The 12,951-nt window shown below is 43.2% G+C and carries 13 protein-coding genes and 2 pseudogenes; 7 read left to right on the forward strand and 8 right to left on the reverse strand.

Annotated features, from left to right (window positions below; translation table 11 throughout):
* Positions 1-117: 117 nt before the first annotated feature.
* The gene (locus tag DMO16_RS09875; protein WP_164988890.1) at positions 118-756 is read left to right on the forward strand and encodes a LysE family translocator; all 639 of its coding nucleotides are present in this window, start codon (positions 118-120) and stop codon (positions 754-756) included.
* 25 nt (positions 757-781) lie between these two features.
* On the forward strand, positions 782-1,690 hold the full coding sequence (locus DMO16_RS09880; protein WP_129477151.1) for a phosphotransferase: 909 nt from the start codon (positions 782-784) through the stop codon (positions 1,688-1,690).
* 15 nt (positions 1,691-1,705) lie between these two features.
* On the opposite strand, the gene DMO16_RS09885 is transcribed toward DMO16_RS09880, so the two are convergent.
* Together DMO16_RS09885 and DMO16_RS09890 are read right to left on the reverse strand one after the other, a co-directional pair.
* Positions 1,706-3,820: a PAS domain S-box protein gene (locus DMO16_RS09885; RefSeq protein WP_164988891.1), complete on the reverse strand. Its 2,115-nt coding sequence runs from the start codon at positions 3,818-3,820 to the stop codon at positions 1,706-1,708.
* Positions 3,821-3,958: 138 nt separating this feature from the next.
* A complete protein-coding gene (locus tag DMO16_RS09890) occupies positions 3,959-4,321 on the reverse strand; it encodes a winged helix-turn-helix transcriptional regulator (protein ID WP_129477155.1) in 363 nt (120 codons plus the stop codon).
* A 142-nt stretch (positions 4,322-4,463) separates the two neighbouring features.
* On the opposite strand from DMO16_RS09890, the gene DMO16_RS09895 reads away from it, so the two are divergent.
* Entirely contained in the window at positions 4,464-5,099 is a 636-nt protein-coding gene (locus DMO16_RS09895; RefSeq protein WP_061967874.1) for an FMN-dependent NADH-azoreductase, read from the forward strand.
* A 55-nt stretch (positions 5,100-5,154) separates the two neighbouring features.
* On the opposite strand, the gene DMO16_RS09900 is transcribed toward DMO16_RS09895, so the two are convergent.
* Positions 5,155-5,562 carry a hypothetical protein gene (locus DMO16_RS09900; RefSeq protein WP_061967871.1) on the reverse strand — a complete coding sequence of 136 codons (408 nt, stop codon included), beginning with the start codon at positions 5,560-5,562 and terminating at the stop codon, positions 5,155-5,157.
* Between the two features lie 242 nt (positions 5,563-5,804).
* Here DMO16_RS09900 and DMO16_RS09905 point away from each other — a divergent pair, with 242 nt between their 5' ends.
* From DMO16_RS09905 to DMO16_RS09915, 3 genes are all read left to right on the forward strand, one after another.
* Positions 5,805-6,884: an NADH:flavin oxidoreductase/NADH oxidase gene (locus DMO16_RS09905; RefSeq protein ID WP_061967869.1), complete on the forward strand. Its 1,080-nt coding sequence runs from the start codon at positions 5,805-5,807 to the stop codon at positions 6,882-6,884.
* Positions 6,885-7,011: 127 nt separating this feature from the next.
* Positions 7,012-7,440 (forward strand): cell wall hydrolase, encoded by a 429-nt coding sequence (locus DMO16_RS09910; RefSeq protein WP_061971436.1) that lies wholly within the window; start codon positions 7,012-7,014, stop codon positions 7,438-7,440.
* Between the two features lie 123 nt (positions 7,441-7,563).
* Positions 7,564-7,905: a YolD-like family protein gene (locus tag DMO16_RS09915; protein ID WP_164988892.1), complete on the forward strand. Its 342-nt coding sequence runs from the start codon at positions 7,564-7,566 to the stop codon at positions 7,903-7,905.
* Between the two features lie 50 nt (positions 7,906-7,955).
* On the opposite strand, the gene DMO16_RS09920 is transcribed toward DMO16_RS09915, so the two are convergent.
* On the reverse strand, positions 7,956-8,771 hold the full coding sequence (locus DMO16_RS09920) for an STAS domain-containing protein (protein ID WP_129477159.1): 816 nt from the start codon (positions 8,769-8,771) through the stop codon (positions 7,956-7,958).
* Positions 8,772-8,943: 172 nt separating this feature from the next.
* On the opposite strand from DMO16_RS09920, the gene DMO16_RS09925 reads away from it, so the two are divergent.
* Entirely contained in the window at positions 8,944-9,486 is a 543-nt protein-coding gene (locus tag DMO16_RS09925) for a GNAT family N-acetyltransferase (RefSeq protein ID WP_129477161.1), read from the forward strand.
* Between the two features lie 35 nt (positions 9,487-9,521).
* Here DMO16_RS09925 and DMO16_RS25415 read toward each other — a convergent pair.
* The 4 genes and pseudogenes from DMO16_RS25415 to DMO16_RS09940 all read right to left on the reverse strand — a co-directional run.
* A pseudogene (locus tag DMO16_RS25415) lies at positions 9,522-10,334 on the reverse strand (glycine betaine ABC transporter substrate-binding protein); the annotation flags it as partial.
* A 74-nt stretch (positions 10,335-10,408) separates the two neighbouring features.
* A pseudogene (locus DMO16_RS25420) lies at positions 10,409-11,036 on the reverse strand (ABC transporter permease); the annotation flags it as partial.
* On the reverse strand, positions 11,029-11,997 hold the full coding sequence (locus tag DMO16_RS09935; protein WP_061967858.1) for an ABC transporter ATP-binding protein: 969 nt from the start codon (positions 11,995-11,997) through the stop codon (positions 11,029-11,031). The gene DMO16_RS09935 and the pseudogene DMO16_RS25420, both read right to left, overlap by 8 nt.
* A gap of 208 nt (positions 11,998-12,205) precedes the next feature.
* Positions 12,206-12,856, reverse strand: coding sequence for a FusB/FusC family EF-G-binding protein (locus DMO16_RS09940; RefSeq protein WP_129477165.1), 651 nt, complete (start codon positions 12,854-12,856; stop codon positions 12,206-12,208).
* Positions 12,857-12,951 lie beyond the last annotated feature (95 nt).

Here is a 12,951-nt window from a genome sequence, read left to right on the forward strand (position 1 = left end):
TCTTCCACATTTTAGATATCATGAAACATGAGGGGTGGTTTGAAATATCCACTGTCAGGCATGTCCTGTCCATCAACCCGCATAGAATTAGTGAAGGGACAAGAAGGAGTGGCGGGAATGAAGGATTGGGTGATATTTATTCATTTTATCGTATTGGGATTAAGCTTGGCCGCACCGGTCGGGCCGATGAATATTGAAGTCATGAGACGGGGATTAACGGAAGGGTTTCTAGCCTCCTGGTGTGTGGGACTCGGCGGATTGACAGGAGATGTACTGTTGCTTTTAGGCATTAACTTTGGCTTGGGGGATTTAATGCAAATATCAGGTGTGCAGATCAGTATGTATCTAATCGGAATCGTTCTTTTAACGCTATTATGCTGGCAAAGCTTCAGTCATGCTTTTCAAAAAAAAGAAAGCGAATATACAGTTTCTCAAGAAATCAGCCCAAAAGGCGCCTATATGACAGGGTTCATGATTTCCATTGCCAATCCGATCAGCTTAATTTTTTGGTTTGGAGTATTCGGTACTTCCCTGCATGTACTCACTGCTACCCATTCAGTTGCTTTTTCTGTACTCTGCAGCATTGCGATACTACTGGGCTTATTTTTATGGAACCTTAATCTGGTGTTCACCGTTCATTTTTCCAAAAAGCTGATGAGCGTGAACGTGATGAGAACCATCATGATTTTGGCTGGAATGTGTCTTTTGGGTTTCGCTTGCCATTTTTCCTATCAATTATATAATTTAATCCTATGAATTTATTCGCAGTAGGAGGATTGTTATGGGAAATGTATGGGATGCTGAGGTCGTCGTTACCCCCTTGCTCGCCAAACAGCTCATCGAAGCTCAGTTTCCACAATTATCGCCAGCCCGTGTGGCTGAGCTTGGCAAAGGATTTGACAATACAGTCTATGCCGTAAACGACCAATATGTCTTTCGGTTTCCGCGCCGCTCCATTGCCGTTCCGCTTTTGAAAACAGAAAACGCCTTGCTTCCACTACTGGCAGAGCTATTGCCTATTCCCATTGCCACTCCTTGCTTTTTTGGACGTCCGGAACCCAATCTGTTTCCCTGGGCGTTTACAGGCTATCATCTTCTTCCCGGACACCCGCCAGGGAATTTATCTTATGAACAGCGGGTGAAATCAGCGGCTCACCTTGCAACCTTTCTAGGTGTGCTTCACTCTTATCCTGTTGAAAAAGCATTAAAAACAGGTGTGCCCTTTGATGAACTGGACCGGCTGAATGTTCACAAACGAAAGCCAAGGCTGCTTGAGTTTTTAGAGAAAATAAGATCGCTTGGTTTGTACAATGAGGTTGATGAGTTAATACGAATCGCCTTACGCACCTCTACTCATGACATTAGCGGACAAACCCTCCTTGTCCATGGGGATCTGCATATCCGCAACATGATCGTTAATAATGAAGGCCTGATAGCTGGTATTATTGATTGGGGCGACGTTCATGTGGGCCATCCCGCTGTAGATTTGTCCATCGTTTACAGCTTTCTTCCTTCAGAGGGCCGGGATTGCTTTTATCAAATTTACGGTGAAGTCACTTCCGAGACCAAAGAACTTGCCCGGTTTAAAGCTCTTTACACCACAGCTTTTCTCCTGCTTTATGCTCATGACATGAAAGATTCGCACCTGCAAAAAGCTGCTGCTCAAAGCTTCGACCTTCTTCGAAGCTGAGCGGCAGCTTTTCTTTTATAGTGGAAACCGCAGGATAACAGTCGTTCCCCGTCCTTCTTCACTTTTCAGGTCAATGGTCCCCTCATGAATCTGCATAATTTTCCTGGATACCATCAGCCCAAGACCAATTCCCTTTTCTTTATTGGAATAAAAGGGTTCTCCAACCCGGTCAAGACGCTCAGCCGGCATGCCCTGGCCATTATCTCTGATGGTGATATTCACCTGATGTTCATCCGCAAAGGAAGATATCCAAAGCTTACCGCCATTCGTCATGGCGTCTGAAGCATTTTTGAACAAATTTAAGATGAGCTGTCGAATGTGTTTTTCATCGCATTTGATAAATGGAAGATCAACATTCAGGTCTGGAATTATTGAAATGTTTTGCAGAAAGGGCTCATTCTTCATTTGTCTCAGCAAGTCTTTCAATATAAGCGCTATATTTTTCTTTACAAGTTTTATTTCATGGTGCGGCTTTGCAAGGATTAAAAATTCATGAAGAACTTGCTCAATCGTTTCCAGCTCAGACATGATAATTTCTTCATACGGGATATTCACCTTATGCTGGTTCATTTGCAGAAACCCTTTAATCGTCGTTAAAGGGTTTCTAATTTCGTGCGCAACCCCGGCAGCCAACTGACTGACAATCTCAAATTTCTCTGCTTTTTGAATCTGTTGTTCATTTTCTTTCAGGTCGGTGATATCCTCCCAGATGCTGACGTTTTTGAAAACCTTATCTTTTACCGGAAATACAGGATATCGCCGCCAGCGGATCCAGCGCTGTCCTCTTTTGGGATGGTTCAGCCGGTAGTCAATGTTAATAATCGTTTCCGGACGTTTTTCGCCGGTAGAGCGTACAGCTTCCTGATCCTCCGGATGAATGCATTGCAAGGCGAGCACCGGGTTATTCAGAATCTCAGCTAAGGGCCTGCCTAAAATATCTTCTCCGCCAGCGCTGAGAAAATAGATTTTGGAGAAGTCCGGTGAATGGATGCAAAAGCTCTCCTTAGCATTCTCCGTTATTTCACGGAGAATTTCCTGGCTTTCCTGCAGTCTCTGGAGAACGTTCTGAAGCTCGGTGTAGTCTTTTAAAAACACGGCAACACCGTTGTCCGTTGGATAGGTCCGAATATCAAAATATTTGTCCAATGTATCTGAATACACTTGAAATTTGCATGGAACTTGTTGTTCGATGGTTTTTTTGAAATGCTCTTTAAAAGGGTGCTGCAGAACAACCGGGAAAGCATCCGATATTACCTTGCCCAGCAGCTCTTCCGCAGGAATTTTCCACATTTTCTGAAGCGGTTTGTTCATGTATGTGAATCGTAATTCCTCATCCAATGTATAAAAGCCATCCGTGATGCTTTCAAGAATCGTTTCACACCGTTTATTGGCTTCCTTCAATTCCGCTGTTTTTCTTACCAATTCCCACTCGATCTGTTTACGCTTGGAGATATCTCTTGTTACCGCACTTAAGGCAATTACATTGCCATTTTCATCTTTAACCGGAGAAATAGTAACGCTTACATTTAGCAACTCTCTATTCTTTTTAAGTCTCTGTGTTTCAAGATTTGCAATTTTTTGGCCGGTTTTGGCCACTTCCAGATAATGAAGGAAACTGGGATACAACAACGGGGGCATGTTAGGCAATGTCCGTCCAATCATTTCATCCTGTGACCAGCCAAACAATTCTTCAAAAGCTGGATTTATAGCCAGTACATTGGTTTCAAGATCGATCATAACCGCAGGGTCCGCTTGCTTTTCGATGACGGATTTGTGGAGTTCAAGCGCGGCTTTTCCATCACTAATCGGCGAGAGAATACCTTTTAAATACAACAATTGATTATTAACGATGGTTCCATGGGTCCATTTCACATGTCTGATATCCCCTGTTTTGCCCATAACCTTGCAATCAAAATGGGCGTATTCCGAAGTACGGAGCCCACTGCTCCAGCGTGTAAATTGCTCATGCAGTTCAGGTGGAAAAAAACTGATTAATGGCCGGTGAAGGATCTCCTGTTGTTCATAGCCAGTGAGGTTATTCCAAGCTGAGTTCGTATGTTGGATCATGCCTTGTTCATTGCAAACAATATATATTTCTTCGGATACTTGAAAAAACCATTCTGCATTCAACCTTATCCCTCCCTTTCTTCTAATCATGAACCACAAATCAAAAAAATTCATCCTCTATTTTTTTACAATTAAACCTCCCCATTTTCTGTATCGACCAAACCTTTGAGGTGTCAATTCTATTAAAAAAAGGAAATCTTGTCAGATTTCCTTCTCGCTCAAAGCATCTTCTTTCTTTTTCATCTCCATATGTTCCACATGGGCAGCTCCCCATTGGTGCATGGCATCCATGACGGTCTCCAGACTTTTTCCGTATTCCGTAATCGAATATTCCACTTTTGGAGGGATCTGCGGATAAACTTTTCGCTGGACAATATCCTGCTCTTCCAGTTCACGCAGGTGAAGAGTAAGCATTCGCTGAGTGATATCAGGCATTAATCTTCTGAGTTCATTAAAACGCAACACATCTCCATTCAGCAGATGTTGTATAATAATCGGTTTCCACTTTCCAACAATCATATCCAATGCCACAACGACCTGGCATTGCTCGGGATTTTTCTTCATCCTTGCTGCCTCCACTTTTACAGTACCTTTTTTTATACTATAACACATAAATGTGCCTACTTCACAAATTCAATCCTAAGCGTGATAATAACACATGCACATGTTCTGTGTTGTAAATTTACAAGAAAAGGTGGAAATAACAATGGCAAAAGTATTATATATCACTGCCCACCCTCATGATGAGGCTCAATCCTTTAGCATGGCTGCCGGAAAGGCATTTATCGAAGAATATAAAAATCTGAATGCTGAGGATGAGATCGTTCATATCGATCTTTATAAAGAAAATATCCCGCAAATCGATGCGGATGTATTCAGCGGCTGGGGAAAATTGCAAAGCGGTAAAGGCTTTGAAGAACTATCTGCAAGTGAAAAGGAAAAAGTGGAACGTTTGGGTCAGCTTAGCGAACAATTCGTTGCAGCAGACAAATATGTATTCGTAACACCGCTTTGGAACTTCTCATTCCCGCCTGTAATGAAAGCATATCTTGATTCCGTTGCAGTTGCAGGAAAAACATTCAAGTATACAGAGCTTGGCCCTGTAGGTCTTCTAACCGACAAAAAAGCCATTCACATTCAAGCTCGCGGCGGCATTTACTCTGAAGGCCCTGCAGCAGAACTAGAAATGGGGCACCGTTACCTTGGCATCATGATGAACTTCTTCGGTGTTCCTTCTTTCGATGGCGTATTTATCGAAGGACAAGCAGCCATGCCTGAAAAAGCACAAGAAATCAAAGAAAACGGCGTTGCACGCGCTAAGGATGCAGCACATACTTTCTAATAATTATAAAACAAAAAAGGCAGATCTTTTACAAAGATCTGCCTTTTTTGTTTACCTAAAAAAGAACAGGATCAAAAGCCTCTTTCAAATAGCTGTTGATCAGGGGAATTGTAAATTCTTTGTTATACCGTTCAGAGGCCACACACCTTCCATCCCACTGAAGTGTATCCAGCTTGGTCTCGCTATCTTCGTTTTTTAACTGGATATAAATGATTCCATTGGGTGACCGTTCAAAGCAGAGAACACTTTGTTTAATCATGATTTGGGCAAAGATGCCGGGGACTGCTTCGTTAATCACAATGTTAATTTCATCCGTTTTTTCTTCTACAGATCGTAATTTAAATTTCATGTCACCAAAAAAGACGTTAATGGAATGCTGGGCTTTATCAATATGTACACGCGCTTTATGATCCAATATGTACATTTCCTTTACCTTTTGAATGAGTTTTTCTGAGTATGACATACATCGCACCTGCCTTTTTCTATTCAAGCAATACATTCGATAATCATGCAAAATTTTCCTTCCTGTTTCTGTCTATTTTTCTGTTTTTGCGTCATTTCATGTCTATGTTATATCTCTCCCTTAAAAAGGGCAGACTACAATGAGTTTTGAACGAATCCTAAGCACATTGTTTTATCGCACCATTCGGATTGTGTTACCATGATTTTGATTTTAATTCTTAAACCACAGGAGGAGTCTTGTCCATGCCACATCTTTTTTCTCCACTAACCATTAAGGATATTACACTTCGAAACCGCATTGGTGTCTCACCTATGTGCCAATATAGTGCCGAAGACGGAGTACCGAATGATTGGCACTTCGTACACTTGGGATCACGTGCAGTCGGTGGAGCCGGCCTGGTGATCGTGGAAGCTACCGCTGTAGAACCAAGAGGGCGCATCTCACCCGAAGACCTGGGGATCTATACGGATCGGCATATCGAACCCTTTAAACGCATCACTGCTTTTTTGAAAGAGCATGGTGCCGTACCAGGAATCCAGCTCGCCCATGCTGGACGAAAAGCATCCACCTACAGCCCATGGAAGGAAAAAGAAGCACCGGCTGCCGGAGTTCCAAATGATCAGGGCGGCTGGGATGTGGTCGGACCGAGTGCCATCCCATTTAATGACGGATACAAAGAACCGAAAGAACTGAGCGTGGAAGAAATCAAGGAAATTCAGGAGAACTTCCGACAGGCCACCATCAGGGCGCGTGAAGCCGGCTTTGAGTGGATGGAATTCCATGGTGCACACGGATATCTGGCTCACAGCTTTTTCTCCCCGCTTTCCAATAAGCGTACAGATGAATATGGCGGAAGCTTTGACAACCGCATCCGCTTTGTATTGGAAACCGTTCGTGTGATGCGCCAAGAATGGCCCGAAAATCTTCCGTTTACTGTCCGTATTTCAGCTACCGACTGGGTAGACGACGGATGGACACTGGAAGAATCCATTGAACTCTCCAAACGCCTCAAACAAGAAGGTGTAGACCTTATCGATTGCAGCTCTGGCGGTAATGTTCCAAAAGCGCCGATCCCCGTCGGTGCCGGTTACCAAAACCTTTTTGCAGAAAAAATCCGCCAGCAAGCGGATATTGCAACTGCGGCAGTAGGTATGATCACACAAGGCATGCAGGCAGACGAAATCATCCGCAATGAAAAAGCAGATCTTGTTCTTTTGGCCCGCGAGCTTCTCCGTGATCCATACTGGCCGCTTCGTGCTGCGGAAACGGTGCATAAGAAAAATGAACTTCATATTCCTCCTCAATATGAGCGGGGATGGTAAAAAAATCAGGGTAAGGATGCTGCTGCATCCTTGCCCTTTTTTGATTGCCTGGGAAAATCTTCTCTTCATGGTTATGGCCCAACCTTCTTTTTTATATATTAAAAAAGAACGATATGGAGGTGATACGGTGGCTGTTGTGCAAGCCAGTAATTCAGATATTAATCTTCTCGCCCGTTTGCTCAGAGCTGAAGGTGAAGGTGAAGGAGTTCGCGGGATGCAGCTGATTGGCAACGTTGGAATCAACCGAATCCGGGCCAATTGTTCCGACTTTAAAGGCCTCAGAACCATCCCCCAGATGATTTACCAGCCCCACGCATTTGAAGCCGTGACCCATGGCTATTTTTATCAGGCCGCCAGATCCAGTGAAAAGCGGCTCGCCAGGCGTGCAATTAGTGGAGAACGCTTTTGGCCGGCTAAATATAGTCTCTGGTATTTCAGGCCTCAGGGCGATTGCCCGCCGACCTGGTATGACCAGCCGTTTGTTGCACGATATAAGCTTCATTGTTTTTATCAGCCGACAGCTGAAGAATGTGACAATGTATATAGTACCTTTTAATCGGATGGGCATGATATAAGACTCAGTTTTCTCCAAATCAGCCTTATATCATGACTGTCCATTTTTTCCAGTTTAAAAAGAACGTGTGTTCGGTTATTATAGGTAGAAAGGAGGATGAGTGATGTGATTCGGGACCGTGGTAACATAAAATGGAAAACCAGCTTGATGCTCCCCGAGACAGTAACACATCTTAAGAACTACTTTCTGGAGGAGTATTACGAAGAAGAAGAGCTGGAGCCGGATGAACAGCATTTGGAGGAAATGGATCAGTTGGTCCTTCAAGCCTTGGAATTTTCATTTACCTTGCTGTTTACCGTTTATCAAAGGGGCCATCTGCACAGAGTCAAAGGAATGGTCCATTATATGGATGAGAAGAACCGTATCTTGAGAGTGATCGATGAAAACGGTCAGCTACATATTTTGCGCATTTCAGCGATTAAAGACATTTCCAGAGCTGAGGAGTAGATGAATATCGTAGAAAAAGGGGACAACACCTTTAGTGTAGTCCCCTTTTTTTATTGGATGTTTTCAATAGCCTGCTTTACATTGCCATATACCCTAATCGTTGTAAAATCAATGCCTGCCTGAACAATCCGGCTGGCTAATTCTGGACGTATCCCCGTTATCAGGATTTCAATGCCAAGAAGCTGAAAAACACTTTGTATATTAAAAATGTACATCGCTACTTCTGTATTAACGTTCACGATTCCTGAAAAATCAATGATTAAATGGTGAATGTGCAGCTGCTGAATCCTTGGAACCACATGGTTGATCAAATGATCCGTCCGGTCGGCATCTATCTTTCCAATCAGAGGAAGGATAGCAATCTTGTCCTGAATCGGAACAACCGGATTGGATAATTCTTTGATTTCATTTTGCGCGGCATTAATGAGATGGTCTTTATATCGTTCAAAAGCAAAAACCGTTTCATTAATACTCAGATCCAAAATGTGGTTCACTCGCTTGATGATCATCACGACATCCTGAGTGCCAAGCTGATATTCCATCCCCAGCTTGGTCATATAATCAGCAAAAACGATCCGTGTATCTGGATACCGCATCAAAATTTGGGAAATCTCAAGCCCGCTTTTGGCAGTTGTCTCTCCATTCTTTTTGCTCCACTCCATTAAAACCTCAGGAGCAGAGCCTTCCTCACAATCCAGAGAATCTGCCAGAAACACAATAAATTCATTATACATTTGTTTTGCCTGTATAATTTCCTCTTTCGGAATATAAAATTCAAAGCGCCCAATAATCTCGTCAACGACTTCTGAAGCAATGGACGCTGAATGGTTGGTAAGATAGTTTGCCAAGGTATTGATAGAGTCCATGGTTACTCTCCTATTAAGATAGTAATATTTAAATCGATAGGTGTTTTAATATTAAGCACCTAAATAACATAAGCTTATTATAGCTTATTTCGACATAATAGGTAGAAATATGTTAGCAACCTATCATGAAATCTTTTGCCTGTGCTACGATATAAGAAAGGCAGGTGAGTATATGAGTAAAAAAATAGAATCCTTCCTTTTACAGCCGATGGATTCCGGCCATGCCGAACATAAGCTTCAGCTCGAGGTAAAGAACCGGGAGTTTTTTCAAACATTCACTCCCTTAAGAAACCCTGAATTCTATACGCTGGAAGGCCAGCAGGAACGGCTGAACATGATTGAGCGGATGCGTGAGCTTAGACAGCAATATACGTTTGGTATTTTTTCAAAGGAAACCGGCGATTTAATCGGAGATGCTTCCCTGTTTAAAATTGAAAGGGAGCCTGTACAAAGCTGTATGCTTGGCTACTGCCTGGACCAGACCTATAACGGGAGAGGATACATGAGCTCGATCGTTCAAAAAATGGTCTCCTATGCCTTTGATGAACTTAAACTGCATCGTATCGAGGCCGGTGTCATGCCCCAAAATAAAGGGTCCATTCGCGTCCTGGAAAAAGCCGGGTTTCATAAAGAAGGAATCGCCGTAAAATCTGTAAGGATCAACGGGAAGTGGGAAGACCACCAGATGATGGCCATCATCAATAAAGATATCTAAAAAGACCGCTCCTCACAAAGCGGTCTTTTTGTTCATCAAAGTATATTTTTTCCCTCTAAAAATTCCTTTGCCACCTTACCCGGTGACATGCCTTTCACATTTACCTTATAGTTCATCTCCCTCATGTCATCGTCTGTAATTTTCCCAGCGAGCTTATTCAGTGCCTTTTTAATTTCGGGGTACTTTTCCACCGTTTCCTTCCGCAACAGCGGTGCTCCCTGATACGGTGGAAACAGGTGCTTGTCGTCCTGAAGAACTTTCAGGTGGTATTGCTCGAGCTCACTGTCAGTGGAATAAGCATCCACGATGTTGATGTCGCCCTTTTTCACGGCATTGTACCTCAGCTTTGGCTCCATCGTCTTCACATTTCCGAGTGTAAGGTCATATTTTTTCTGGATGCCGCGGTATCCGTCTTCCCTGTCTGCAAATTCGAGCGTAAATCCGGCGTTCATATTCTGGCTGACCTTTTTCAGATCGGAAATCGCAGTGAGTCCATATTGTTTTGCCGTTTTCTCCGGAACCGCAAGAGCATAGGTGTTGTTATATTTCATGGGGCGGAGCAACTGCATATCGAACTTTTCATCCATCCCTTTTCGTGCCTGCTCATATACCTTGCCTCTGTTTGTACTGGATGCGGTTTCTTTTAAAAATTCGGTAATGGCCGTCCCTGTAAATTCGGGGTAAACATCAATGCTGCCAGATTTCAGTGCGTTAAAGACGAAGGAAGTTTTTCCAAGACCCGGTTTCAGTTCAACTTTCAAATCCGTTTCGTCCTCAATCAAAAGCTTGTACATATTAATGAGTATTTCCGGTTCGGAGCCCAGCTTCCCGGCAATGACGATCTCTTTCTGTTCCCCCCGTAAAGCGGACGGAGCGATCGCAATCAAGAGGATCACCAGGCCCAAGATGCCAAACGTCATCATGGACCGTTTAAATGAAAGAAGCTCAAATCTTCTAAGAAGAACATCAAAGAGAATGGCCAGTAAAGCTGCTGGTATAGCTCCCAGCACGATAAGTGTCGAGTTATTCCTGTCAATGCCCAGCAGAATGATATCCCCAAGCCCGCCTGCACCGATCAGCGCAGCAAGGGTGGCTGTGCCAATGATCAAAACCATGGCCGTCCGGATTCCTGCCATAATCACAGGCATAGCCAGGGGCAGCTCCACTTTTATGAGTCGCTTTCCGCTGTCCATGCCCATTGCTTTCGCGGCTTCAATCAGGGATGGATCGACTTCTTTAATACCGGTATATGTATTTCTTAGAATGGGAAGTAAAGCATACACGACCAGTGCGATGATGGCCGGAATTTTTCCGATTCCAAACAAAGGGATTAACAACCCAAGGAGTGCCAAGGACGGAATGGTCTGCAAAACCGCTGTGACTCCAATGATAGGTTCAGCTGCTTTTGGTTTTTTGGTCAGATAGATTCCAAGCGGTATGGAGATCAGAACGGCAAACAATAGTGCAATAAATGAGATTTGGATATGCTCAAGAAGGGCGCTTGCCAGTTCCCCCTTCCTTTCTTGAAACACGTTTAAAAAATTATTCATGGCCGCTGCTCCTTTCCTCCAAATGATCCGAAAGGTACCGAATCACGGCATGTCTGCTGAGGGTACCGATTATTTTTCCTTCTTCCTCAACCCCCAACTCTTCTTCATCCTTTAAAAGGAACAGGGCATCTTTTAATGAAGCAGACGCAGATATCATTTTCAATGATTCAGAAAAACTTACATCCGCTGGAAGAGGTGCAGCCAGACGGGAAAGATCCCCTTCTGCTTTATAGGATTTTTCATTACCGCCAACAAAGTCCCGAACAAATTCATCAGCAGGATGCTTCAGGAGATCCTCCGGAGTTCCAATTTGAACAATTTCGCCACCATTCATGATACAAATGCGGTCTCCCAGCTTTAGCGCTTCTTTCATATCATGCGTAACAAATACAATCGTCTTCTTGATGCGCCTCTGCATATCGTAAAGATCATCCTGCAGCTTTTCGCGGCTGATAGGATCAAGAGCACTAAATGGCTCGTCCATGAGAATGATTTCCGGATCCGCAGCCAGCGCCCGGATGACGCCGATGCGCTGCTGCTGGCCGCCCGAAAGTTCTTTTGGCTTCCTGCCGCGGTATGTATCGGGATCCAAACCAACCATTTCCAATAGCTCATCTATTCGCTTTGTTATTTTTTCTCTGCTCCATCCCCTGAGCTCAGGAACGACCGAAATATTTTCCTGGATAGTCATATGGGGAAACAAAGCGATCTGCTGAAGAACATACCCGATATTCCAGCGCAGTTCATGTATATCGTAATCACTGATTCTCTTTCCATCGATAAAGAGAGTTCCTTCTGATAGTTTAATCAGCCGGTTGATCATTTTGAGCATGGTCGTTTTACCGCACCCGCTTGGCCCAATCACAACGAAGAATTCACCTGCCCTGATCTCCAGGGTCAGCGATTTTACCGCCATGGTCCCGTCATTGTACTTTTTTGAGACATTATCAAATCTAATCATTCACCTGCTCCTTATTTTTTGTTTACTAACTGCTTTCCTGGTAAATAACCATATTCTATGTATTTTCACGCTGCAGAGGAAATTAAAACATAGATAGTCTGGCCGAAAAAAAAAAAAAAAACAGGGCTTTACTTGCGCAAGTTTCCCTGCCTTGTGCAAGTAATGCCTTCTACAAAACGACAAAGATTCCTCTTTTTTCAAAAAGAGTTCAGATTCCTAATGATTCTTTTAAAAAGGAGGTTAAATAACCAGTGTTGGTAATTTTTTTATTGCACTCGCTGTTATCAGCGCAGATCAGATTACCAATGGCCTTGTAGTAATCCGGATTTTTGGATTTTTTTGCTTTGGTTACAGTGGAAATATATGCGACCTCTCCCGCACATTTACAAAATGAGCAAAAGCTCTTCTTACCCGCCGGCTCAAATTTGCATTCAATGCCGACCAATTTCTCATCTAATTCATATACGATAAACTTTTTATTGGATCTGAGATCGTTCCAGCTTAGGTACGTCAGCTTTTTGTGGTCGATCATTGTTAAATCCGGCAGCTTTAACTTTTTATTTTTCGGAAACATTTTTTTCAATTGCTGTTCTGTCACACTTGGAAAAGGCAGCAAAAAAACGGAAAGATGCTGAATATACTCCTCAAACTGCTCATCTGTTTTCAGGCTTGAAAGGTCCAGCATTTCTTGTTGATCTGATGATGCGTTTGGAAAAAGGTCAAGAACTTTGGCATTGGCCATATCGATTATCGCCTTCAAAACAGATGGAGGCATATGTTTTTGAGCCGTATCCTTAATCAAGGCAATCTGTTTCTTTATGAAATTTAACTGTTCGTTTTTAATAAATCCTTCTGTCATCCGTAATCTCTCCATTCCTTACTGGTGCCTTTTGCTTATAGTATAAAAAAGTCAAGAAGCGTCCAAAATGGAAAAAATGACTTAGAAGCGTTTTT

It is taken from the genome of Fictibacillus sp. S7 (assembly GCF_004127935.1).
Lineage (GTDB): Bacteria > Bacillota > Bacilli > Bacillales > Fictibacillaceae > Fictibacillus_C > Fictibacillus_C enclensis.